The organism is Pseudomonas sp. R1-7 (assembly GCF_051132105.1).
Taxonomy (GTDB): Bacteria; Pseudomonadota; Gammaproteobacteria; order Pseudomonadales; family Pseudomonadaceae; genus Aquipseudomonas.
This window is the reverse complement of the sequence record NZ_CP071661.1, coordinates 5369348-5393581: the sequence shown is the minus strand read 5'-3', so window position 1 is coordinate 5393581 and position 24234 is coordinate 5369348. Positions and strand designations below refer to the sequence as shown.

The 24234-nt window shown below is 61.0% G+C and carries 21 protein-coding genes; 12 read left to right on the top strand and 9 right to left on the bottom strand.

Annotated features, from left to right (window positions below):
- Positions 1-50: 50 nt before the first annotated feature.
- The 8 genes from J3P79_RS24355 to J3P79_RS24320 form a co-directional block, all read right to left on the bottom strand.
- Entirely contained in the window at positions 51-1973 is a 1923-nt protein-coding gene (locus J3P79_RS24355; protein ID WP_420764878.1) for a PrkA family serine protein kinase, read from the bottom strand.
- Positions 1974-2273: 300 nt separating this feature from the next.
- Positions 2274-2603 (bottom strand): thiosulfate sulfurtransferase GlpE, encoded by a 330-nt coding sequence (glpE, locus tag J3P79_RS24350; protein WP_434606211.1) that lies wholly within the window; start codon positions 2601-2603, stop codon positions 2274-2276.
- A 33-nt stretch (positions 2604-2636) separates the two neighbouring features.
- Positions 2637-3512, bottom strand: a complete 876-nt coding sequence (locus J3P79_RS24345; protein ID WP_434606208.1) for a symmetrical bis(5'-nucleosyl)-tetraphosphatase — start codon at positions 3510-3512, stop codon at positions 2637-2639.
- Positions 3512-3892 carry a Co2+/Mg2+ efflux protein ApaG gene (gene apaG / locus J3P79_RS24340; RefSeq protein WP_039590780.1) on the bottom strand — a complete coding sequence of 127 codons (381 nt, stop codon included), beginning with the start codon at positions 3890-3892 and terminating at the stop codon, positions 3512-3514. Before apaG ends, J3P79_RS24345 begins: the two co-directional genes overlap by 1 nt.
- Positions 3893-4000: 108 nt before the next feature.
- Complete coding sequence (rsmA, locus tag J3P79_RS24335) at positions 4001-4819, bottom strand: 16S rRNA (adenine(1518)-N(6)/adenine(1519)-N(6))-dimethyltransferase RsmA (protein ID WP_434606206.1); 819 nt, start codon at positions 4817-4819, stop codon at positions 4001-4003.
- Positions 4816-5805 carry a 4-hydroxythreonine-4-phosphate dehydrogenase PdxA gene (gene pdxA / locus J3P79_RS24330; RefSeq protein WP_434606204.1) on the bottom strand — a complete coding sequence of 330 codons (990 nt, stop codon included), beginning with the start codon at positions 5803-5805 and terminating at the stop codon, positions 4816-4818. The genes rsmA and pdxA overlap by 4 nt, the downstream gene beginning before the upstream one ends.
- Positions 5802-7118, bottom strand: a complete 1317-nt coding sequence (gene surA, locus J3P79_RS24325; protein WP_434606202.1) for a peptidylprolyl isomerase SurA — start codon at positions 7116-7118, stop codon at positions 5802-5804. The genes pdxA and surA overlap by 4 nt, the downstream gene beginning before the upstream one ends.
- A complete protein-coding gene (locus J3P79_RS24320) occupies positions 7099-9897 on the bottom strand; it encodes an LPS-assembly protein LptD (RefSeq protein WP_434606200.1) in 2799 nt (932 codons plus the stop codon). Before J3P79_RS24320 ends, surA begins: the two co-directional genes overlap by 20 nt.
- A 130-nt stretch (positions 9898-10027) precedes the next feature.
- Between J3P79_RS24320 and J3P79_RS24315 the strand changes: the two genes are divergently transcribed.
- Genes J3P79_RS24315 through J3P79_RS24305 form a run of 3 tightly spaced genes read left to right on the top strand, consistent with a single transcriptional unit; the run spans position 10028 to position 12490 of the window.
- Complete coding sequence (locus J3P79_RS24315; RefSeq protein ID WP_434606198.1) at positions 10028-11053, top strand: aminoglycoside phosphotransferase family protein; 1026 nt, start codon at positions 10028-10030, stop codon at positions 11051-11053.
- The gene (gene murU / locus J3P79_RS24310) at positions 11050-11721 is read left to right on the top strand and encodes an N-acetylmuramate alpha-1-phosphate uridylyltransferase MurU (RefSeq protein ID WP_434606196.1); all 672 of its coding nucleotides are present in this window, start codon (positions 11050-11052) and stop codon (positions 11719-11721) included. The genes J3P79_RS24315 and murU overlap by 4 nt, the downstream gene beginning before the upstream one ends.
- 1 nt (position 11722) lies before the next feature.
- Positions 11723-12490 carry a TerB family tellurite resistance protein gene (locus tag J3P79_RS24305; RefSeq protein ID WP_434606194.1) on the top strand — a complete coding sequence of 256 codons (768 nt, stop codon included), beginning with the start codon at positions 11723-11725 and terminating at the stop codon, positions 12488-12490.
- 31 nt (positions 12491-12521) lie between these two features.
- Here J3P79_RS24305 and J3P79_RS24300 read toward each other — a convergent pair whose 3' ends face one another.
- Positions 12522-13517 carry an alpha/beta hydrolase family protein gene (locus J3P79_RS24300; protein WP_434606192.1) on the bottom strand — a complete coding sequence of 332 codons (996 nt, stop codon included), beginning with the start codon at positions 13515-13517 and terminating at the stop codon, positions 12522-12524.
- A gap of 74 nt (positions 13518-13591) precedes the next feature.
- Between J3P79_RS24300 and J3P79_RS24295 the strand changes: the two genes are divergently transcribed.
- The 9 genes from J3P79_RS24295 (at position 13592) to J3P79_RS24255 (ending at position 24227) form a co-directional block, all read left to right on the top strand.
- The gene (locus J3P79_RS24295) at positions 13592-15997 is read left to right on the top strand and encodes a PAS domain-containing sensor histidine kinase (protein WP_434606190.1); all 2406 of its coding nucleotides are present in this window, start codon (positions 13592-13594) and stop codon (positions 15995-15997) included.
- A 61-nt stretch (positions 15998-16058) separates the two neighbouring features.
- Complete coding sequence (locus J3P79_RS24290; RefSeq protein WP_003206156.1) at positions 16059-16688, top strand: response regulator; 630 nt, start codon at positions 16059-16061, stop codon at positions 16686-16688.
- Between the two features lie 259 nt (positions 16689-16947).
- Entirely contained in the window at positions 16948-18072 is a 1125-nt protein-coding gene (locus J3P79_RS24285) for an ABC transporter ATP-binding protein (protein WP_434606188.1), read from the top strand.
- Positions 18073-18123: 51 nt separating this feature from the next.
- The gene (locus J3P79_RS24280; protein WP_434606186.1) at positions 18124-19167 is read left to right on the top strand and encodes an ABC transporter substrate-binding protein; all 1044 of its coding nucleotides are present in this window, start codon (positions 18124-18126) and stop codon (positions 19165-19167) included.
- A 118-nt stretch (positions 19168-19285) separates the two neighbouring features.
- Positions 19286-20533, top strand: coding sequence for an ABC transporter permease (locus tag J3P79_RS24275; RefSeq protein WP_434606184.1), 1248 nt, complete (start codon positions 19286-19288; stop codon positions 20531-20533).
- Positions 20534-20545: 12 nt separating this feature from the next.
- A complete protein-coding gene (locus J3P79_RS24270; RefSeq protein WP_434606182.1) occupies positions 20546-21370 on the top strand; it encodes an ABC transporter permease in 825 nt (274 codons plus the stop codon).
- 140 nt (positions 21371-21510) lie between these two features.
- Positions 21511-22659: an iron-containing alcohol dehydrogenase gene (locus J3P79_RS24265; protein WP_039590804.1), complete on the top strand. Its 1149-nt coding sequence runs from the start codon at positions 21511-21513 to the stop codon at positions 22657-22659.
- Between the two features lie 78 nt (positions 22660-22737).
- Positions 22738-23412 (top strand): ribulose-phosphate 3-epimerase, encoded by a 675-nt coding sequence (gene rpe / locus J3P79_RS24260; RefSeq protein WP_039590807.1) that lies wholly within the window; start codon positions 22738-22740, stop codon positions 23410-23412.
- Positions 23409-24227, top strand: coding sequence for a phosphoglycolate phosphatase (locus J3P79_RS24255; RefSeq protein ID WP_039590808.1), 819 nt, complete (start codon positions 23409-23411; stop codon positions 24225-24227). Before rpe ends, J3P79_RS24255 begins: the two co-directional genes overlap by 4 nt.
- Positions 24228-24234: the final 7 nt, after the last annotated feature.

Sequence of the window (24234 nt, the reverse complement as noted above, 5' to 3'; positions counted from 1 at the left end):
GTTTTGCGCGCTGTCTTCTTACAGCTTGTCGCTTGCGGCTTGTAGCTGCGCTACTGTGATTTACGGACCCGCAGATACCACTCGGAGAGCAGTCGTACCTGTTTGTCGGTGTAGCCACGTTCGACCATGCGTGTAACGAAGTCGTTGTGTTTTTGCTGGTCCTCCTTGCTGGCCTTGGCGTTGAAGCTGATGACAGGCAGCAGGTCTTCAGTGTTGGAGAACATTTTCTTCTCGATGACCACCCGCAGCTTCTCATAGCTGAGCCAGGTCGGATTCTTGCCGTTGTTGTTGGCTCGGGCGCGCAGTACGAAGTTGACGATCTCGTTGCGGAAGTCCTTCGGATTGCTGATACCCGCCGGTTTTTCGATCTTTTCCAGTTCCTCGTTGAGCGCTACGCGATTGAGGATCTCGCCCGTTTCCGGATCTCGATATTCCTGGTCCTGAATCCAGAAGTCCGCGTACAGCACGTAGCGGTCGAAAATGTTCTGGCCGTATTCGCTGTAGGATTCCAGGTACGCGGTCTGGATCTCCTTGCCGATGAACTCGATGTAGCGTGGCGCCAGGTATTCCTTGAGGAAGCGCAGGTAGCGCTCGCGGGTCTCTGCCTGGAACTGCTCCTGCTCGATTTGTTGCTCGAGCACATACAACAAGTGGACCGGGTTGGCGGCGATTTCGTGGGGGTCGAAGTTGAAGACCTTGGACAGGATCTTGAACGCGAAACGCGTGGACAAGCCATTCATGCCTTCGTCCACGCCCGCGTTGTCGCGGTATTCCTGGATAGACTTGGCCTTCGGATCGGTGTCCTTGAGGTTTTCGCCGTCATACACCCGCATCTTCGAATAGATGTTGGAGTTTTCCGGCTCCTTCAGACGCGACAACACGGTGAACTGGGCAAGCATCTTCAGCGTGTCGGGCGCGCAATGAGCCTTGGACAGCGAGCTGTTGAACAACAGCTTGTCGTAGATCTTCACCTCGTCGCTGACCCGCAGGCAGTAAGGAACCTTGACGATGTAGATCCGGTCGATGAAGGCTTCGTTGTTCTTGTTGTTGCGGAAGGTATGCCATTCCGACTCGTTGGAGTGCGCCAGCAGGATGCCGCTGAACGGAATCGCCCCCAGCCCCTCGGTGCTGTTGTAGTTACCTTCCTGGGTGGCGGTCAGCAATGGATGGAGCACCTTGATGGGTGCCTTGAACATCTCGACGAATTCCATCAGGCCCTGGTTGGCCCGGCACAGTGCGCCCGAATAGCTATAAGCGTCGGCGTCGTTCTGTGGGAATTCCTCCAGTTTGCGAATATCGACCTTGCCCACGAGGGCCGAGATGTCCTGGTTGTTTTCGTCGCCCGGTTCGGTCTTGGCCACTGCGATCTGGTTGAGGATCGAAGGGTAGAGCTTGACCACGCGAAACTGGCTGATGTCGCCGCCGAACTCCGCCAGGCGCTTGGTGGCCCATGGCGACATGATGGTATTGAGGTATCGGCGCGGGATACCGAAGTCTTCTTCGAGGATCGCGCCGTCCTCGGTCGCGTTGAACAGCCCCAGGGGCGATTCGAAAACCGGGGAGCCCTTGATGGCGTAGAAGGGTACCTTTTCGATCAGTTGCTTGAGCTTCTCGGCCAGGGACGATTTACCGCCACCGACGGGGCCGAGCAGATAGAGAATCTGCTTCTTCTCTTCCAGGCCTTGGGCGGCATGGCGGAAATAAGACACGATCTGTTCGATGCATTCCTCCATCCCGTGGAAGTCTGCAAAGGCCGGATAGCGTCGAATCACTTTGTTGGAAAAAATCCGCGAGAGCCTCGAGTTGGTCGAGGTATCCAGCAGCTCCGGTTCTCCGATTGCCAGCAACAGGCGCTCCGCGGCCGATGCATAGGCACTGCGGTCTTGCTTGCAGAGTTCGAGGTATTCCTGCAGCGAGTACTCCTCTTGCCGCGTGGACTCGAAACGTTGCTGGAAGTGGCTAAAAATACTCATGACGTCACCTCGCTCGATACGTGGAGCCGGTGTCGGATCAATCAGTCGATGCTGGACAGCCGCTGGGAACCCAGTTGCCGTTTTACCCCCCAGAATGCTTTCAAGAATGTGGGCTCCTGAAAGCTGACTCCCGATGATCCGCGCGCCGGTGTACCGGCTCTCCCCTGTTTTGGATGGCCTGAGGCTAAGGATAGTTCGGAATCCGAGAGGTAAAGGTTGAATACGTAATTAGTTGTGGCAGACCGTTCGTCTGCCATCGCTCAAGCCCGCGGTTCTCGCGGGATTGGGCGTCATAAAAAATTATTCGTGGGTTCCTTGCTCTGTTTCATCGGGATAAACCGTGCGCCATAGCTCGAAACCGCCGTCCAGGCTGTAGACGTCGCTGAAGCCCTGGCTGACCAGGTAAGCCGCCGCGCTCTGGCTGGAGTTGCCGTGGTAGCAGACCACTACGGTAGGCGCATCGAGATCAGCGCCCTGGATGAAAGCGTGGAGGGAATGGTTATCCAAATGCTTGGAGCCGCTGATATGCAGGGCTGCGAAAGTAGCCGGGTCGCGCACATCGACGACGACAGCCCCTTTCTCGCGAAGTGCGTGGGCCGCTTCGGGAGGGATACGTTTGAATTCGGTCATGAAAAACTCCTCTGGCCTCAAGCGTGGCGCCGTTCAAACGGCGGTGCCGGCCGGCAATGATTCAGTAGTCGGTTGATGGGGTTTGGCGTGGCCTTTCTCGTCGCAATCGCAGCGCAGCAACTCGCCGGTGTCGACGTTCATCAGAGTCATCGCGCTACCCCAGACGCAGCCGGTATCGAGGGCAATGACCCCGGCTTCGCCAGTTTTGCCCTCAAGCGCTGCCCAGTGTCCGAAAATGATCTTCAGGTCGCGGGTCTTGCGCTCCTTGTGCTTGAACCAGGGCGCGTAGCCGGGCGGGGCGGTCTCGATGCCTTCCTTGCCCTTGAGGTCGAGCTTGCCGTCGCGGGTGCAGAAGCGCATGCGGGTGAAATAGTTGGTGATTACCCGCAGGCGGGCCGTTCCGGTGAGGTCGTTGTCCCATTTGACGGGTTCGTTGCCATACATGCCGTCCAGGTAGGGACCGAACAGGTTATCGTCGCGCAATGCTTGCTCCACTTCGCCCGCGCACTTCAGTGCTCTGCGCAGCGACCACTGGGGCGGGATGCCGGCATGTACCAGCGCAAGGTGTCGCGCCTCGTCGTAATGCATGAGTTTTTGCTGGCGCAACCATTCGAGCAGTTCGACGCAATCAGGCGCGTCCAGGATCTCGCTCAAGGTATCGGACTTTTTCAGGCGTTCGATGTTTTGCCAGGCGGCCAGCAGGTGCAAATCGTGATTGCCAAGCACGCACACCAACGAATCGCGGATGCCGTAGAGGAAACGAAGGGTCTCCAGCGATTGCGGGCCACGGTTGACCAGGTCGCCCACCAACCACAACGTGTCTTTGCACGGGTCGAACGCTACCTGTTCCAGCAGGCATTTGAGCGGGTCCAGACAGCCCTGCAGGTCGCCCACCGCATACGTGGCCATCAGTGCAGTGCTCCCGGCACCGCGAGGCGGAAAGGCTTGATGATCGCATCGAAGCGCTTACCGTCCTCGGCAAGCATCTGGTAAGTGCCTTGCATGGTGCCGACCTTGGTCGTCATCACCGTCCCGCTGCTGTAGCTGTGGCTCTTGCCTGCATCGATGAGCGGCTGTTGGCCAACCACACCTTCGCCACGCACTTCTTCGACATGGCCGTCGCCGTCGGTGATGACCCAGTGCCGGGACAGCAACCTGGCTGGCAGCGAGCCGTTGTTGCGCACGGTAATGGTATAGGCGAAGGCGAAGCGGTTGTGCTCGGGTTGCGACTGTTCAGCGAGGAAGCGGGTGGCGACGCTGACGTCGACCTGGTAACGAGGATCGGACATGCAAAAGGCCTTGGAAGCGGGACGCGGGAGTCACTGAGGAAGTCAGTCTAGGCCAAGTATCGGGTAGTAAACCAGACTGGCGTACTGCCCGATAACGATCATCGCGTGTCAGATGGCGTTGTCTTTTGGCGCGACCTGTTCGCTGAGCTTGTCGGCCAGGCGCACAAAGGCCGCCAGGTCCAGTTGCTCGGGGCGCAGGCTGCCGTCGACGCCGGCGGCTTCGATTTCAGCGTTGCTGAGCAAAAGTTTCAAGGTGTTACGCAGGGTTTTGCGACGCTGATTGAAAGCTTCACGTACCACGCGTTCGAGCAGGCGGTGGTCCTTGGCCGGATGCGGCAGAACCGCATGGGGTACAAGGCGGACGATCGCGGAATCGACTTTGGGTGGTGGGTTGAATGCCCCCGGACCCACGTTGAACAGATGATCCACCCGGCAATGGTACTGGACCATGATCGACAGACGTCCCCAATCGCCGCCGCCAGGACCGGCGGCGAGCCGCTCGACCACCTCTTTCTGGAGCATGAAGTGCATGTCGCGGATCAGGCCCGCATTGTTCAGCAGATGGAAGATCAACGGGGTGGAGATGTTGTAGGGCAGGTTGCCCACGACCCGAAGGCTGCCCGGTGCGGCTTCCAGGCTGTTGAAATCGAATTTCAGCGCATCGCCTTGATGCAGGTTGAAATTGCTTTTGCCAGCAAATTGCTGGTTGAGAATCGGAACCAGATCCTTGTCCAACTCCACCACGTCCAGTTGCGCGCCGCTACCGAGCAGACCCTGGGTCAGTGCGCCCTGGCCCGGACCGATCTCGAGCAGACGATCTTCAGGTTTGGCATTGATGGAGCGCAGGATGCGATCGATCACACCGGCATCGTGCAGGAAATTCTGGCCGAAGCGCTTGCGCGCGCGGTGTTGGTATTGCTCGGTCATAAATGAGTCTCGGCCATCTGATAGGCGGTTTCCAATGCAACTTGAAGGCTGCCGGTGTCAATCCTTCCGCTGCCAGCCAGGTCCAGGGCGGTGCCGTGGTCCACGGAGGTGCGGATGATCGGCAAGCCCAGGGTCACGTTGACCGCTGCGCCGAAGCCTTTGTACTTCAACACGGGCAGGCCCTGGTCGTGGTACATCGCCAGCACCGCATCGCAGTGCTCCAGATATTTGGGGGTAAATAGAGTGTCGGCAGGTAGCGGGCCACGCAGGTCCATGCCCTCGCTGCGCAAGCGCTCCAATGTGGGTTCGATGATGTCGATTTCTTCACGGCCCAGGTGTCCGCCTTCCCCTGCATGTGGGTTCAGCCCGCACACCAGGATACGTGGCCGGGCGATGCCGAATTTGTTCTGAAGGTCGGTGTGCAATATCCGCGCGACTCGCTCGATGCGTTCCGGGGTAATAGCGTCGGCGATGTCTCGCAGGGGCAGGTGAGTGGTGACCAGGGCCACGCGCAGGCCGCGGGTGGCGAGCATCATCACGACTTGCGCGGTTCCCGTCAGGTCGGCCAGGAATTCCGTGTGTCCGGAAAACTGAATGCCGGATTCATTGATGACACCCTTGTGTACCGGCGCAGTAATCATGCCGGCGAAAGCCCCGTCCAGGCAGCCTTCGCCGGCGCGGGTAAGGGTTTGCAGGACAAAAGCAGCGTTGGCGGTATCCAGTTGGCCCGCAACGACCGGGGCGCCCAGCGGTGTATCCCAGACATACAGGCTGCCCGCAGGTGCCGGGGCATCAGGCCAGGCGTCTGGGGTGACCGGGCGCAGATCGACGACCACCCCCAGCTGCGCGGCCCGCTCGAGGAGCAGGTCGCGGCTGGTGATGGCAATCAGAGGGTGCGGCTGGGCTTGCGAGGCGAGCAGCAGGCACAGGTCAGGACCGATGCCGGCAGGCTCGCCGGGGGTCAGCGCGAAACGCTTGGGTTTCACTGCGCTGCCTGGTCTGCACCAGGGAGTTTGATCTCGACGTAGGCTTCATCGCGAATCTGGCGAAGCCAGGTTTGCAACTCTTCGTCGTACTTGCGGTTACGCAATACCGTCATCGCCTGCTGTTCGCGCGCCTGGGTGGTGCTGTCAGTGGCGCGACGGCCAAGGACTTCCAGTACGTGCCAGCCATAAGGGCTCTTGAACGGCTTGGACAGTTGACCCTGCGGGGTCTCGGCCATGACCTGGCGGAACTCGGGAACCAGCGCATTCGGATCGACCCAGTTCAGGTCGCCACCATTGAGGGCCGACCCAGGGTCTTCCGAGAAGCTCTTGGCCAGCTCGGCGAAGTCTTCGCCGGAGGTGATCCGCTCGTAGAGCTTCTCGGCCAGCCGCTTGGTCTCGGCTTCGCTGCGGATTTCACTCGGTTTGATCAGGATATGGCGAACATGGACTTCGTCGCGCACCTGGGTACCGCCACCGCGTTTCTCCAACAGCTTCAGGATGATGAAGCCGCCGGGGGTACGGGCGGGCTGGGTGATGTCGCCGACGGCCATGGCACTGAGCTCACGGTCGAACGGTGGTGGCAGTTGAGCGGCTTTGCGCCAGCCCATGTCGCCGCCTTCCAGGGCGTTTTCACTGCCCGAACGTGCCACAGCCATCTGGCCGAAGTCAGCGCCTTGCTTGAGCTGCTGGTAGACATCCATGGCCTGGCGATAAGCACTCTGAATCGCTTCGGAGTTGGCGCTTTCGGGGGTAGGAATCAGGATGTTCGCCAGATGCAGTTCTTCAGACAGCTGCATCTTGCCCAGGTCGGAGGCGAGGAAATTCTTCACTTCCTGCTCGGACACCTGGATGCGTTCGGCCACTCTGCGCTGACGTACCCGGCTGATGACCATCTCGCGGCGGATCTGGTCGCGGGCGTCGTCGAAGGATAGGCCGTCGCGAGCCAGGGCGGCGCGGAACTGATCGATGGTCATGTTGTTGCGCTGGGCAATGGTACCGACGGCCTGGTTCAGTTCCTCGTCGGTGATACGAATACCGGAACGTTCGCCAATCTGCAGTTGCAGATTTTCGACGATCAGGCGCTCGAGCACTTGTTGGTCCAGCACGCCCGGTGGTGGCAGGCCGCCGCCACGCTTGGCGATGGTTTGCTGCACTTCATGGACGCGCTGGTCCAGCTGGCTTTGCATGACCACGTCGTTGTCGACGATGGCCACGACCTTGTCGATGGACTGTACCGCGGCGTTCGCCGCAGTACCCAGGAACAGCGCGCCCAGCATCAGCGGGCGCAGACAATCAGAAAGCTTGGTCTTCACGTTCACGATAACCTTGAATGCCTTTGTCGAGGAAGCTCTCTACCTTGGCGCCGGTGAGGCCGCCGAGTCCCTTCAGAACAATTTGGAGGAAGACGCCGTGGTCGCCTTTTTCGTTTTCCGGGGCGGCTTGACTGAATTCTTCGTAGTCGACCCAGTAACGGTTGATCAGGCGCAGTTTCCAACAGCAGTTGTCGTATTCGAAACCACCGAAGGCTTCCAGAGTACGGTTGCGGTTGTAGTCATACTGCCAGCGGCTGATTGCGTTCCACTGCGGCACGATCGGCCAGATGACCGAGAAGTCGTGCTGTTTGATCTTGTAGTAGTCCTTCACGTAGCCAGGCGAACCCGGGGTGCCGTAGTCGCCGCCGCCCACTTGCCATTGGCCAGTGTTCTCGTCGTACCGGATCTGGTCGTTGCGATAGCGATAACCGGCGTTGATAACCTTGTTCGGGTTGTCTTCCGGCTGGTAGTGGAACATGGCACTGCCCGAACGCGGGCTATGGGTGTCCGGGTCCCAGTTGTATTCGGCTGTGGTGCGCCAGTCGCGGTTCCAGCGATATTCGTATTCCAGGGCATAGGGCGAAACGTCGGAATGCGCATCGTCCCGGGTTCGGGCATCGATACCTGGCAACTGGACCTCGCGGTCCTTGAAGTATAGGGCCTGGCCGACACTGATGCGTTGACGCTCGAAGCCGTTTTCTTCGATCCAGCGGCTCGTGACGCCCAGGGAGAGCTTGTTCTCGTCCCCTACGCGGTCGGAGCCCGAGAATCGGTTGTCACGGAACAGCGATGCATAGCTGAAGGTATATTCGCTGGTGTCAAAGACTGGGATGTCGCTCTGGTCTTCATCTGGCACATAGAGGTAGAACAGGCGCGGTTCCAGGGTCTGGCGATAGTTCTTGCCGAACCACTGGGTATCGCGGTCGAAGTACAGGCCGCTGTCGATGCTGGCGATTGGGACGCCGCGGTTCTGGCTGCTGCTATACGTACCGTTCAGGCGATCGCCCTCTGGGCCCTGGGCGGCAATGTCGGCTTTGCCTCTGCTGTCGAGGTCCAGATCGTACTGAGTGTATTGATACTTGAGCGATGGCTTGATGAAGCCATAACTTGCGTTCATCGGCAGGCTGACCACAGGTGCCAGATTCATCCTGTCGCCAGTAGCACGGGCCAATCCTCTGACGTTAGTGTCAAGGAATGGGTCGGGCACCCCGTTTTCATCGACGTAATTACCCGTACGTAGATCACGATCGAAGCGCACGAACTCAGTCTTGTAGGCGAAATCCAGACCGCCCGGATGCTGCGGCAGCGCACCGTTGAAGGTGATCTGCGGCAACCGGTCATACGGTGTGATATTCGAGATGGTGGCCATCTGTGTGGCCTGAACATTCAGCCGTGCGGTATAGGTATCGCCGCGATAGCTGACAGCGCCTTGCTGGTTCACATAGTCCCGCGATTCGACGCCGATCTGGTCGGTCTGCAAATCCTGGAAATAGTACGGATCGCTGATCTTTGTGTAATCGACTTCTGTGAATACACGCGAATCCAGGCCGCCCTTGTGCTGCCAGTTGTACATGTAGCGAGTCTTGTCGTAGTCGGTCTGGCCACTACGCTCATCGTCTTCATCGTTGAGGTACGCCGCGCCGAACTGACCTTCGCTGGACTTGGTCAGGTAGCGGAATTCGCCTTCCATCAACATGCCGCGCTTGCTCATGTAACGCGGGTACAACGTGGCGTCGTAGTTCGGCGCCAGGTTGAAGTAGTACGGAGTGACCAGCAGGAAGCCGGTGTCGCTGCCGCTGCCGATGGTCGGCGGCAGGAAGCCGGACTGGCGGCGGTCATCGATCGGGAAGTAGATATAGGGCGTGTACAGGACCGGAATGTCCTTGACCCGCAGTGTCACGTTGGTCGCGGTGCCGAAGCCGGTGGCCGGGTTCAAGGTGATGTTGTTGCCCTTGAGTGTCCAGGCGTTGCTGCCCGGTTCGCACGTGGTGTACGTACCGTCCTTGAGGCGGATGATCGCGTTCTCGGCGCGCTTGGCATACAGCGCGTTACCGCGGATGCGAGATTTGTGCATCACGTATTCGGCGTTGTCGACCTTGGCTTCGCCGGTGTCCAGTTGAACATCGGCATGGTCGCCGACGATCAGCGCGCCGTTGTCGCGAACGCGCACGTTGCCGCTCAGCTCGCCGCGGTTCTCGGCCTGGTACAGGCTGGCCTCGTCGGCCTCGACCTGCATGCTGCCCTGGCGCATGACCACGTCACCGGCCAGGGTCGCCACCTGCTGCTCCTGCTCGTAGCGCGAAGCCTTGGCACCGAGGAAGGTCGGGGCATCGCTCTTGGCGGTCTTGTCGTTCATGCCCGGGCGCGTCGGCTCGATGTACGCGCCAGCGCAGTACGGACCGGTCTCGGCCAGTTGAGCGGGCGTGAGATTCTCGCGAGGAACCCAGTCGAGGTGGCTGTAGTCTTCACTGCGCGTCTTTAGGCCGCGGCCCTTGGCTTCGGTGACGAGCATCGGCTTGTCGCCGGCTACCTCGCCCGAATCGCTGTCGGCCGGAGCGCTGCCGCTATCGGCAACCGCGCTGCCTTCGTGCACGGGACGTGGCGGCAATGCAGCGGCCGGCGTCTTGGGCGAACAGTCCCAGGCACCCGAAGCGGAGACGGAACAGTCATACTGCTGCGCCGCAACGACGAATGAAGAGGCCAGGGGTTGCAGGGCCAGCAGACTGCCGGTGACCAGCAACGGAAATTTTTTACGAAACGCGGGGGATTTCAATGCCATCTTATTAGTCCGGGCTTCCTGCGTGCCATCTGCCCGCGGTGTGGGCCGCACGCCTCTCGATGGTCTGAAAAAGATGCTGGATAATAAAGCATGACCCGCTTGACGGCTAGCGCCGTCGGAGACCCTTGCAATGCCTGACCAAGATGTACGCTTGCAACACCTGAAAGTTTGGCTCGATGAGCAGCTACCGATTCTTTTCACTCAACAGGGCTGGGGCGCCGTACCCCCGGCCACGTTGACCGCCGCCAGCAGTGACGCGAGTTTCCGGCGGTATTTCCGCTGGGAAGGCGAGGGCCGTAGCCTGATCGTGATGGATGCCCCGCCGCCCCAGGAAAACTGCAAACCCTTCGTGGATATCGCGTTTTTGCTGGCGAAATCCGGGATCAACGTGCCAAAAATTTATGCCGAGGACCTCGAACGCGGTTTTCTTTTGCTCAACGACCTGGGCAACCAGACCTATCTGGATGTGATCAACGGCGAAAATGCCGACGATTTATTCCGCGATGCCCTGCAAGCGCTGTTGGCTTTCCAGCAATTGCCGATGGTCGCACCGCTGCCCAGTTATGACGTCGCGTTGTTGCGTCGTGAGTTGGAGCTCTTCCCCGAGTGGTACGTCAAGCGCGAGTTGGGCATCGAGTTCGATGCGACCCAGCGCCAGCTCTGGCAGCAGGCTTCAGAGCTGTTGATCAGCAGCGCCCTGGCCCAGCCGAAAGTGCTGGTGCACCGCGACTACATGCCGCGCAACCTCATGCTCAGCGAACCCAATCCAGGTGTGCTGGATTTCCAGGATGCGGTCTATGGACCGGTGACCTACGATGTGACGTGCCTGTTCAAGGACGCCTTCCTCAGTTGGCCCGAGGCGCGCGTGCGCAGTTGGTTGGAGGATTACTGGCAGCAGGCCGGCTCGCTTGGCATTCCGGTCCAGCCAGATTTCGAAGATTTCCTGCGAGCCAGCGACTTGATGGGCGTGCAGCGTCATCTCAAGGTGATCGGCATCTTCGCGCGCATTTGCCATCGTGATGGCAAGCCGCGCTACTTGGGCGATGTGCCGCGCTTCTTCGACTATATAGAAGCGGTGATTGTCCGCCGCCCTGAGTTGGCGCCGCTGGACGAACTCCTTCGCAGCCTGCGCCCCTCGGCCGGAGTGGATGCATGAAGGCCATGATCCTGGCGGCGGGCAAGGGCGAGCGCATGCGCCCTCTGACGCTCACCACGCCCAAGCCATTGATCCGTGTCGCCGGCACTCCCTTGATCGAATATCACCTGCGGGCATTGGTCGCCGCCGGGTTTGACGAGATTGTCATCAATCACGCCTGGCTCGGCCAGCAGATCGAAGACTACCTGGGGGACGGCTCGCGGTTCGGCGTGCGCATTATCTATTCGCCGGAAGGCGAGCCGCTGGAAACCGGCGGCGGGATTTTCCGGGCCCTGCCGCTGCTGGGCGATGAAGCGTTCCTCGTGGTCAATGGCGACATATGGACTGACTTCGATTTCAGCAGCCTGCACCGTCCGCTCGACGCCTTGGTTCATCTGGTGCTGGTGGACAATCCTGAACACCACCCAGGCGGCGATTTCATCCTGACCGACGGAAAGGTTCATGAAGGCGCGTCGACGGCCGACAAACTGACCTATAGCGGCATTGCCGTCCTGCATCCGCGATTGTTCGACGGCTGCGCGGACGGCGCGTTCAAGCTCGCACCGTTGCTGCGCAAGGCCATGGATCAAGGGCAGGCCAGCGGCGAACGCTTGCAAGGGCATTGGGTCGATGTGGGGACACTTGAACGTTTGGCACAGGTTGAAAAATTGATAGAAGCGAGCCGTTGATATGTGGTGGCCAGGGACTCTGATCGGAGCGGGAGCAGGCTTTGCCATAGCCAGCATCCCGGGGGCCATGCTTGGCGCGTTGCTGGGGCAGGCGCTGGACAGGCGCCTGAACGTGCACAGCTGGGCACAAGTGCGTGAACGCCTGGGCGGGCGCCCGGCGTTGCGCAACGATGAATTGTTGTTTGTGTTGCTCGGACGCTTGGCGAAAAGCGATGGCCGCGTTGTTGACGGCCATATTCAGCAGGCTCGCCAGGAAATGCGCGCGCTTGATTTGAGCGAGCCGGCGCAACGTCGTGCCATCGCGGCGTTCAACCGGGGCAAGTCCGAGCATGATCGCCTGCGCGGTTATCTGCGTCGCCTCGCCACCCAACCTCATGCGGCCGAAGGCGTGCTACGCGCCTGCTGGCGAATGGTCTGGGCCGATGGCCGTGCGGGAGCCAGCGAGCGCGAGCTGCTTGCCCAATGGGGCAAGTGGCTCGGCTGGACGCCGCAGCAGGTCCAGGCGCTGGCGATGGACTACGAACCGCAGAAACTGTCGCAACCCACGACTGGCATGACTTATCAGGAGGCATTGCGATTGCTGGGGGTTTCGGGCGCCAGTGAACCGCCTCAAATCAAGCGGGCCTACCGCCGCTTGCTCAGCCGCCATCACCCGGACAAGATCGCCGGCAGCGGAGCCACGCCTTCGCAGGTTCGTGAGGCCACCGACAAGACCCGGGAGTTGCACAATGCCTATCGCTTGATTCGCGAGCGAAGGGATTTCCGCTAGATCGCGGCACCTGTGGCGAGGGAGCTTAGTCTCACTCCCCCGGATTCTGCGGATTCAACCAGCCCCGAATCCGACGGAACAGTTGCTCTTGTTCCGCCGACCGGTTTGGCAGGGCCTTGAGGGCTACCTGGCTGAAGGTCGAGCCTTTCAAGCGTTTGCTCGCTTGCAGGCGTTCCAGCGCCGCGTTGCGGTCCTGCGGTTTGTCCATGTAGAAGATATCGGCGGTCGCCAGCTTCAGGGTTGGCGTCAGCTCTGCCAGGCCAGGTTTAGCGGTGACCGGGGCCTGGGCTGCGACCATCACGAAGCGCTCGATCTGCGAAGGCTGCTTTTCGCTAAGGTAGCGCGCTGCCCAATAGGCGCCCGTGCCATGGCCCAGCAGCACAATGCTGCGGGCGCTCTGCTGTTCGGCGTAGGCCAGGGCTGCGTCGATGCGGGCGAAAATACGCTCGGCATCGGCCTTGGCATGTTCTTCGCCGGTTTCAGCGATGACCGCATCCGCCGCCTCGGCTTCGCCCCCGGTCACTTGCTCGATCGGTGCCGCAGTCGTGGTGTCTGGTGCCGCGGCAGCGACATCCGCGGGCTTGGTTTCGGGGGGTGTTTCCACTGTGCGCGGAGCGATGACGTCGCTTTGCAGGTCCGGTAGCGTAATACTCAGGCTGCTCCATTCGACATCAGGCAGTTTCTTGCGCAGGGGGCCGACTGCTTGAGGCCAATCAGCGGTTTCACCGGCACCGGGGATTATGATGACTGCACCCTTGGGCTCGCTGGTATTGGCAGGCTTCCACAGCGCGAGAAAAGCATCGCTGCCGGTTTGGAGCTGTTGCTGTTCCTGGGCAGGCACTTTTCTTACGAGCGCCGCGGCTTCTTCCTGGCTACGCTCGAGCAAAGGTTGGCGTTCGACCGGTTTGTCCCCGGCGGGTTGCTCCGCCGCGGCGGGCGCCGTTTCGCCAGCCTGTACAGAAAATGCACTCGGCAGGATCAGCGACAGGCACAATGCTGGCAACGCCAGGCGATAAACAGAGGGCATCGGATATTCCATGACCAGAAGTATTTCCGGCAGCCTAATGGGTTGGTCAGTATTTGTCAGTGCATGAGACTTCTATGATGCGTTTTTGCTGCCTGTGGGTTATCGGCTGTTTATGGCTTCCCTTGATGGCATGGGCTGCGCCCGGGCCGCAGACCCATGGAGTGCAATTGAGCGCAGAACAGCGCCAATGGTTGACACAGCATCAACCGCTGCGTGTCGGCCTGGTACTGCAGGCGCCTTATGCGCAGTACGACCGGCGTGTGCAACGTTTGTCCGGCACCAACGTCGAGTTGATGCAATGGCTGGGCAGGGCGCTGAACGTCGAGCTGACGTGGCGCAATTTCCAAGACGTCGCGCAGCTGGAAGCAGCGGTGCGCGACGGCGAAATCGATGTCGCTCCCGGCCTGACCCAGACCCCGGTCGGGCTCAGGCTCTGGCAGTTTTCCGACCCTTACATGCGCGTGCCGCAATTGATCGTCGGCGCGCAAAAGGGCGCTGAGGGCGTGGAGTTGGAGAAGCTCGACGGCCAGGTCCGAGTTGCGGTGCGCATGCCCAGCGCCACGGCCGATTATCTGCGCGGCAATTATCCGGCGCTGAACCTGCAAGGCGTGCCGATGGAGCGTGAGGCGCTGCAACTATTGCTGACCCAGCAGGCCCGATACGCAGTGGTCGATGAGGCGCAGCTTGGACGGTTGATGGTCGAGCCCGAATTCTCCGAGCTGGCCGTGGTGGGCGATATTGGTTCACCACAGTTGCTACGGGTCGCCACGCGCCGGGACTGGCCCCAGCTGGCGCAGATTATTGACACAGGCCTTCAAGCGATCCCGGCCAAGGAGCTGGAGCAACTGCACAGTCGTTGGCTCAAGCCCAAATACCCGCGCCTGACCGAAACCCCGGGTTTCTGGCAGAACCTGACCTTGCTCTTGCTGGCGATGCTGCTCGCCAGCGTGGCCATCGTGTTCTGGCAACGCCGTCAGCAACGCGCACTGGAGCGCCGCTTGCGTACCGCGCGCGAGGACATCGTTCAGCGTACCGCCAGCGAAGAAGCCTTGCGCCTGACGCAGTTTTCCATCGACCAGAGCACGGTCGGCATCCTCTGGGTCAACTGGGACAGTCATGTGCGCTACGCCAACCGCGCCGCTGAAACCATGTTGGGCTACGCCTCGGGCGCGATCATCGACCGGCCGCTGATCGATTTCGAGCCGGGCTTGCACATGGACCGCTGGTTGAATTTATGGAAGCGCGCCCGCGCCAGTGAAGACGGGCCGCAGAGTTTCGAGACCGAATGCGTGCGAGCCGATGGCAGTATCCTGCCGGCCGACGTTTCCCTGAGCTTCTTGCGCTTTCGTGATGCCGAATACCTGGTGGTCTACCTCAACGACGTGACCGAGCGGCGACGCGCATTGGCGGCTTTGCGCGAAAGCGAGGCGCGGCTGCAAGGCATCGCCGCCAACGTGCCGGGCTTGGTCTTTCGCCTGGAGCGGGCGCCGGTGACCGGGCAGATCGATTTTGCCTACATCAGCGAAGGCAGCGAAAGTCTGGTGGGCTACTCTCCGGCGACCCTGGCCCGCAGCGATACCGGGCTGCGCAGCCTGGTGCACCCGGAAGACAAGGCTGACTATCACCGCACCCAGGACCAGGCGCTGGACAGCGATAGCGACTGGTCATGGCAAGGCCGCATCCTCACCCGCGACGGTCAGCAACGCTGGGCCGAGATCAAGGCAATCACACGCCGTCTCGAGGATGGCGCCTACGTCTGGGACGGAATCGTCTGGGACATCACCGAAAGCAAGCGCATCGAACTGGAACTGGCCAGCTCTCGGGAGCAGTTGCGTGAATTGTCGGCGCACCTGGAAAGCGTGCGGGAGGAGGAAAAAGCGCGCATTGCCCGGGAGGTTCACGATGAGCTGGGTCAGATGCTGACGGTGCTGAAGCTGGAGACGTCCATGTGTGAATTGGCCTACGCTCAGCTGGATCCTGGCCTGCAAGAGCGGCTCAACAGCATGAAACGCCTGATCGCCCAATTGTTCCAGTTGGTGCGGGACGTGGCGACGGCTTTGCGCCCGCCAATTCTCGATGCCGGTATCGCCTCGGCCATTGAATGGCAGGCCCGGCGCTTCGAGGCGCGCACGCAGATTCCCTGTCTGGTGCAGGTTCCTGACAACTTGCCGCCATTGAGCGACGCCAAGGCCATCGGCCTGTTCCGGATTCTCCAGGAAGCCCTGACCAATGTGATGCGCCATGCCCAGGCGCATACTGTGGAACTGACGCTGACTCAGCAAGGCCACCAGTTGTGTCTGACGGTCAGCGACGACGGTGTAGGATTTATCGCTGATACCGGGCGGCCGACATCGTTCGGCCTGGTCGGCATGCGCGAGCGAGTGTTGATCATGGGAGGGCGGTTGACCCTGGAAAGTGAGCCGGGCGAGGGGACGACCCTCGCCGTGTGGGTACCGCTGGACAAGCCGCAACTCGATTGATGTGCACGAAAACCTGTGTGGGCGAGCTTGCTCGCGATGATTCCAAACCTGGAGAAGAACCGTGATCCGTGTACTGGTAGCCGAAGACCACACCATCGTCCGTGAAGGTATCAAGCAATTGATCGGCCTGGCCAAGGATCTGGTGGTGGTGGGGGAGGCGAGCAATGGTGAGCAATTGCTCGAGACCTTGCGGCACGTGCCGTGCGAAGTGGTGCTGCTGGATATTTCCATGCCGGGCGTCAACGGCCTGGAGGCGATCCCGCGGATCCGGGCACTGAACAATCCGCCGGCCATCCTGGTGCTGTCGATGCATGACGAGGCGCAAATGGCCGCTCGCGCCCTGAAGGTCGGTGCCGCCGGCTACGCCACCAAGGACAGCGACCCAGCCTTGCTGCTCATGGCGATTCGCAAGGTCGCGGCCGGTGGCCGATATATTGATCCGGACCTGGCTGATCGCATGGTCTTCGAAGTGGGCCTGACCGATACGCGGCCACTGCACTCGCTGTTATCGGAGCGCGAATTCTCGGTCTTCGAACGCCTCGCGCAAGGCGCCAACGTCAATGACATCGCCCAGCAGTTAGCCCTGAGCAGCAAGACCATCAGTACCCATAAGGCGCGGTTGATGCAAAAGCTCAACATCACCTCGCTGGCCGAACTGGTGAAGTACGCCATGGAGCACAAGTTGCTCTGAACCTCCACGCCGTTCCCACAGGGTTTCGTGTCGGCATATCCATTTACGACACGCCTCACTACTGCATTTGCCCCTACTTGCAGCGTGCCGCTTGAAACCCGCAGCTGCATTTATCCAATCCCGCCATCCTTGTAGGGAAATCCCTACCCCGGCTCTTCCACCCGGCTGAGGCGATTCTCTCCTGCGCCCCGATTTGCGTGGGTCCCGGGCTCCACTAGGCTTGGACTCACAAGCAGTCATCAATACAAAAGGTGCGGGTATGAGCCAGGTCGATTCAAGCGCGGGGACCAGTGATGTGCTGGTCAGCTTTCGTGGTGTGCAAAAGAGCTACGACGGCGAGAACCTGATCGTCAAGGACCTCAACCTGGACATTCGCAAAGGCGAGTTCCTGACCCTGCTCGGGCCTTCCGGCTCCGGCAAGACCACCAGCCTGATGATGCTCGCCGGTTTCGAGACCCCGACCGCCGGCGAGATCCAATTGGCCGGTCGCTCGATCAATAACGTGCCGCCGCACAAGCGCGACATCGGCATGGTGTTCCAGAACTACGCCTTGTTCCCACACATGACCGTCGCCGAGAACCTGGCCTTCCCGCTGACCGTGCGCGGCCTGAACAAGAGCGACGTCGGTGATCGGGTCAAGCGTGTCCTGAGCATGGTGCAGTTGGATACCTTCGCCCAACGCTACCCAGCGCAATTGTCCGGTGGACAGCAACAGCGGGTAGCCCTGGCGCGGGCGCTGGTGTTCGAACCGCAACTGGTGTTGATGGACGAACCCCTCGGCGCACTGGACAAACAATTGCGCGAACACATGCAGATGGAAATCAAGCACCTGCACCAGCGCCTCGGCGTCACCGTTGTCTACGTGACCCACGACCAGGGCGAAGCCCTGACCATGTCCGACCGCGTGGCCGTGTTCCACCAAGGCGAGATCCAGCAGATCGCGCCTCCGCGTACCTTGTACGAAGAACCGAAGAACACCTTCGTCGCCAACTTCATCGGTGAAAACAACCGCCTCAACGGCCGCCTGCACAGTCAGACCGGTGATCGCTGCCTGGTGGAACTGGGGCGCGGCGAGAAAGTCGAGGCGCTGGCCGTCAATGTCGGCCAGCCTGGGGAGCCGGTCACGCTGTCGATCCGGCCGGAGCGGGTCAGCCTCAACGGTTCCAGCGAACAATGTGTCAACCGCTTCTCAGGGAGGGTGGCGGAATTCATCTATCTGGGCGACCACGTCCGGGTTCGCCTGGAAGTCTGCGGCAAGAACGACTTCTTCGTGAAACAGCCGATTGCCGAGCTCGATCCCGGGCTCGCCGTCGGGGACGTGGTTCCGCTTGGCTGGCAAGTCGAGCATGTGCGTGCGCTCGATCCCCTTCTAGAGGCGAATTGATCGCCCCCCTGCTGTAACCAACACCAACCCTGCACGTGGAGAGAACAATAAATGTTGAGATCCCTGAAGTTCACAGCCCTGACACTGGGCATGATGGGTGCGGCAAGCGCGATGGCGGCGGGCCCGGACCTGACCGTGGTGTCTTTCGGCGGGGCGAACAAGGCGGCTCAGGTCAAAGCCTTCTACGCACCGTGGGAAGCGGCCGGCAACGGCAAGATCGTGGCCGGCGAATACAACGGCGAAATGGCCAAGGTCAAGGCCATGGTCGATACCAAGAGCGTTTCCTGGGACCTGGTTGAAGTCGAGTCCCCGGAACTGTCCCGTGGTTGCGACGAAGACATGTTCGAGCAACTCGATCCGGCGCTGTTCGGCAAGGCCGAGGATTACGTCAAGGGCGCTATCCAACCTTGCGGCGTAGGCTTCTTCGTATGGTCGACCGTGTTGGCCTACAATGCCGACAAGCTCAAGACCGCACCGACCAGCTGGGTGGACTTCTGGGACACCAAGCAATTCCCAGGCAAGCGCGGCCTGCGCAAGGGCGCCAAGTACACCTTGGAATTCGCCCTGATGGCCGACGGCGTAGCGCCGAAAGACGTCTACAAAGTGCTGGCCGGCAAAGATGGCCAGGACCGCGCGTTCAAGAAGCTCGACGAGCTCAAGCCGAACATCCAATGGTGGGAAGCTGGCGCCCAACCGCCGCAATACCTCGCTTCCGGTGACGTGGTCATGAGCTCGGCGTACAACGGCCGGATCGCCGCGGTGCAGAAGGAAAGCAATCTGAAAGTGGTGTGGAACGGCGGCATCTACGACTTCGACGCCTGGGCCATCCCGCGCGGCCTGGACAAGGACCGCGCCGAGGCGGCGAAGAAATTCATCGCCTTCTCTGTGGCGCCACAGCAGCAGAAGACCTACTCGGAAAACATCGCCTACGGTCCGGCCAACACCCAGGCAGTGCCGTTGCTGGCCAAGGATGTCTTGAAGGACATGCCGACCACCCCGGAAAACATCGCCAACCAGGTGCAGATCGACGTCAGCTTCTGGGCTGACAACGGCGAGCAACTGGAGCAGCGTTTCAACTCCTGGGCGGCGAAGTAACCGCTGATAGAGATCGTCCCACGCTCCGCGTGGGAACGATCGGTTCAGAAGCCACCGTTTCGAAAGAACAGAGGCGGCCCGCCGCCCCTGTAACGATAAAAGATTTGCGGAGTTCGCCATGGCCATCGCCGTTCCACTGAACGCGGGCACCAGCCCCACCCTCAAGCAGCGGCTCAAGCGCGCCGAGCGGGTCAACCGCTGGAAGGCCCAGGCCCTGATCGCGCCGTTGGTGCTGTTTTTGTTGCTGGTGTTCCTGGTGCCCATCGTCGCGCTGCTATTCAAAAGCGTCAGCAACCCGGAAGTGGTGGGCGCCATGCCGCGCACCGTCGCTGCCGTCGCTGCATGGGACGGACGCGGTTTGCCGGGCGAGCCGGTGTACAAGGCTGCCAGTGAAGACTTGGCCGAAGCCCGCAAGAATCAGACCCTGGGTGACTTGTCCAAGCGCCTGAACATGGAACTGGCCGGCTATCGCAGCCTGCTGACCAAGACCGCTCGGGCGTTGCCGTTTGCCTCCGAGCCGACCTCTTATAAAGAAGCGTTGGAGAACCTCGATGAGCGTTGGGGCGACCCGGCGTACTGGCAGGTGATCCGCCGCAACACCAGCGACGTCACCCCGTATTACTTGCTGGCGGCAGTCGATCACCGCATCGATGACCTCGGCGAGCTGGCCCCGGCCACCCCAGACCAGGCGATCTATCTCGACATCTTCACCCGGACCTTCTGGATGGGCCTGGTGATCACCTCGATCTGCCTGGTGCTGGCCTATCCGCTGGCCTACTTGCTGGCGAACCTGCCATCGCGCCAAAGCAACCTGTTGATGATCCTGGTGTTGTTGCCGTTCTGGACCTCGATCCTGGTGCGGGTGGCGGCGTGGATCGTGTTGCTGCAATCGGGTGGCTTGATCAACAGCGCCTTGATGGCCATCGGCATCATCGATAAGCCCCTGGAGCTGGTGTTCAACCGCGTCGGCGTGTACATCTCCATGGTCCACATCCTGCTGCCGTTCATGATCCTGCCGATCTACAGCGTGATGAAGGGCATCTCGCCCACTTACATGCGGGCAGCGATTTCCCTGGGGTGCCACCCGTTCGCCAGTTTCTGGCGGGTGTACTTCCCACAAACCTATGCCGGTGTCGGCGCCGGTTGCCTGTTGGTGTTCATCCTTGCCATCGGCTACTACATCACGCCGGCGCTGCTAGGCAGCCCGAACGACCAGATGGTCAGCTACTTCGTCGCGTTCTACACCAACACCAGCATCAACTGGGGCATGGCCACGGCGCTCGGCGGGCTGCTGTTGCTGGCGACCATCGTGCTTTATCTGATTTACAGCTGGCTGGTGGGCGCCAGCCGCCTGCGCCTGAGCTAAGGGGAGATCGAAATGCTGAGTCCTTACATGTCCCCCGTCGAACGGGTGTGGTTCTACAGCTTGCGCATACTCTGCGGGCTGATCCTGTTGTTCCTGATCCTGCCGGTGCTGGTGATCATCCCGTTGTCGTTCAACTCCGGCAGCTTCCTGGTGTACCCGCTGCAAGGTTTTTCGCTGCAGTGGTACCACGACTTCTTCGCTTCGGCGGAGTGGATGCGGGCCTTGAAGAACAGCATCATTGTTGCCCCGGCGGCGACGTTGCTGGCGATGATCTTCGGTACGCTGGCGGCGATTGGCCTGACCCGTGGCGACTTCCCGGGCAAGGCGCTGGTGATGGCCCTGGTCATTTCGCCCATGGTGGTGCCGGTCGTGATCATCGGGGTTGCCAGCTACCTGTTTTTCGCACCGCTGGGAATGGGCAACAGTTTCTTCTCGTTGATCGTGGTCCACGCGGTACTGGGCGTACCGTTCGTCATCATCACGGTATCGGCGACCTTGCAGGGCTTCAATCACAACCTGGTTCGCGCCGCCGCCAGCCTCGGAGCCTCGCCACTGACGGCGTTTCGCCGGGTGACCCTGCCGCTGATCGCCCCTGGCGTGATTTCCGGCGCGCTGTTCGCCTTCGCGACATCGTTCGACGAGGTGGTAGTGACCCTGTTCCTCGCTGGCCCTGAGCAGGCAACTCTGCCACGGCAGATGTTCAGCGGCATCCGCGAAAACCTCAGCCCCACCATCGCGGCGGCGGCGACGCTGCTGATTGCCTTCTCGGTGATCCTGTTGCTGACATTGGAATGGTTGCGTGGGCGTAGCGAGAAGCTGCGCACTACCCAAGTCTGACGGCCTGCTGAGGAACCATTGTGGGTGCGAGCCTGCTCCAACAATGATTCCTCATCGCATTCACGCGCTGAATGACAAGCTAACCGTCAATCCCAAGCTATCCTTGTGCCAGCCCATTCTCGAACAAGAGGCCGCGCACAATGAGTCTTTCCTCGTTCAAGATCGCCCACAAACTCATCACTGGCGCCGCTGCCATCGAGCAACTGGCCGCCGAGCTGACGCGCCTGGACGTCGACAATCCGTTGATCGTGACCGATGCGGCGCTGGTCAAGTCCGGCACCGTCGACTTGGCCTTGCAGCACCTGGGCGGGCGCGACTACGAGATCTTCGACCGGGTCATGCCCGATCCGGAAATCGCCATCGTCGAAGACTGCATGCAAGCCTACCGCGACGGTGGGCATGACGGCCTGATTGGCCTGGGCGGCGGCAGTGCCATCGACATCGCCAAGTGCGTGGGCGTCTATGCCGGATACCACGGCGAGTTGCAGGATATGTTCGGCGTCGACCAGGTGCCGCGCAAAGGCCCGCCGATGATCGCCATCCCGACCACGGCCGGAACCGGGTCGGAAGTTACCAACGTGGCAATTCTCTCCGACAAGGCCGCGCAACTGAAAAAAGGCATCGTCAGCGATTACCTGTTGCCGGACGTGGCGCTGGTCAGCCCGCAAATGACGCTCACCTGCCCACGCGGCGTAACGGCTGCCAGTGGCGTGGATGCGCTGGTGCACGCCATCGAGGCCTACCTGTCCCTCAATGCTTCGCCGATTACCGATGCCCTGGCCATCGGTGCAATCAAGCTGATTACCCGCGCGTTGCCCAAGGCCTACGCCAATCCTAATCATCTGCAGGCCCGTGAAGACATGGCCACGGCCAGCCTGATGGCCGGCATGGCCTTTGGTAATGCCGGGGTCGGGGCCGTGCATGCGCTGGCCTATCCATTGGGCGGTCGCTTCCATGTGTCCCATGGTGTGGCGAATGCCTTGTTGCTGCCGTATGTGATGGCGTGGAACAAGATGGCCTGCGTCGAGCGCATGCGCGACATCGCCGAGGCCATGGGCCTCAGGACCGCCCACCTGAGTGATCTCGAAGCGGCCGACGAAGCCGTGGAGGCGATGGTCGCCTTGTGCGCCGCCGTGCAGATTCCCCAGGGCCTGAGCGGACTGGGCGTGACCGAGGACGTGATCCCTTCCATGGCGGTGGAAGCCGCGGGGATCGAGCGCCTGATGCGAAACAACCCGCGCCAACTGAGCGCCGCCGATATCGAGAAGATCTACCGCGCGGCGTATTGATCGATTGTCACGGTGGGCGCGCCAAATCTTGAGGTATACAATGCGCGCCATCGTGATTTCGCTCAAAACAGGTGCGTCATGCAGCCCTTCGCTATTGCTCCGTCGATTCTCTCCGCCGACTTCGCCCGCCTGGGCGAGGAAGTGGACAACGTTCTGGCCGCCGGGGCCGACATCGTGCACTTCGATGTCATGGACAACCACTACGTACCCAACCTGACCATCGGCCCGATGGTCTGCGCGGCGCTGCGCAAATACGGCATCACCGCGCCGATCGATGCGCACCTGATGGTCAGTCCGGTGGATCGCATCGTTGGTGATTTCATCGAGGCTGGCGCGACCTACATCACCTTCCATCCGGAAGCTACGCTGCATGTCGACCGTTCCTTGCAGTTGATCCGCGAAGGCGGGTGCAAGGCCGGCCTGGTGTTCAACCCGGCCACGCCCTTGGACGTGCTCAAGTACGTGATGGACAAGGTCGACATGGTCCTGCTGATGAGCGTCAACCCTGGCTTCGGCGGGCAGAAGTTCATCCCGGGCACCCTCGACAAGCTGCGCGAAGCCCGTGCGCTGATCGATGCCTCGGGCCGTGACATCCGCCTGGAAATCGATGGTGGCGTGAATGTGAACAATATTCGTGAAATCGCCGCGGCCGGCGCCGACACCTTTGTCGCCGGCTCTGCGATCTTCAACGCGCCGAACTATGCAGAAGTGATTGAAAAGATGCGTTCTGAACTGGCCCTGGCTCGTCCATGAGCGGCTTCGAGCAGCTGTTTCCCGGCAGCTTGCCGCGTCTGGTGATGTTCGACCTTGATGGCACATTGGTCGATTCGGTTCCGGATCTCGCGGCGGCTGTGGACACGATGCTGCTCAAGCTCGGACGCCCGCCCGCCGGCATCGATGCGGTGCGCCACTGGGTCGGCAATGGCGCGCCCATGCTGGTGCGCCGGGCCCTGGCCAACGACATTGATGCCCAAGGCGTCGATGACGCCGAGGCCGAGCAGGCGCTGGCGTTGTTCAATGAAGCCTATGAAGACAATCACCAGCTGACGGTGGTCTATCCCGGCGTGCGCTCCACCCTCAAGTGGCTGAAAAAGCAGGGCGTGGAAATGGCCCTGATCACCAACAAGCCGGAACGCTTCGTCGCGCCGCTGCTGGACCAGATGAAGATCGGCCGCTATTTCCGCTGGATCATCGGCGGCGATACCTTGCCGCAGAAAAAACCGGATCCGGCCGCGCTGTTCTTCGTCATGAAAATGGCCAACATCCCAGCCTCCCAATCCTTGTTCGTCGGCGATTCGCGCAGCGATGTGCTGGCGGCCAAGGCGGCAGGGGTCAAGTGCGTGGCCCTGAGTTACGGCTACAACCACGGCCGGCCCATCGCCGAAGAGTTTCCGACGCTGGTGATCGATGATTTGCGCCTGTTAATTCCCGGTTGCCTGGACCCGGCCGCTGAGATAACGTTGCCCGACGCTGTTCAATCCTCTTCTGGAAACGCCATCGTGGTGGTCACTCGCAAACTCTGGATGAAAGTCATGAAGGCCCTGGCCCGCTGGCGTTGGCGCGCCTGACGTGATC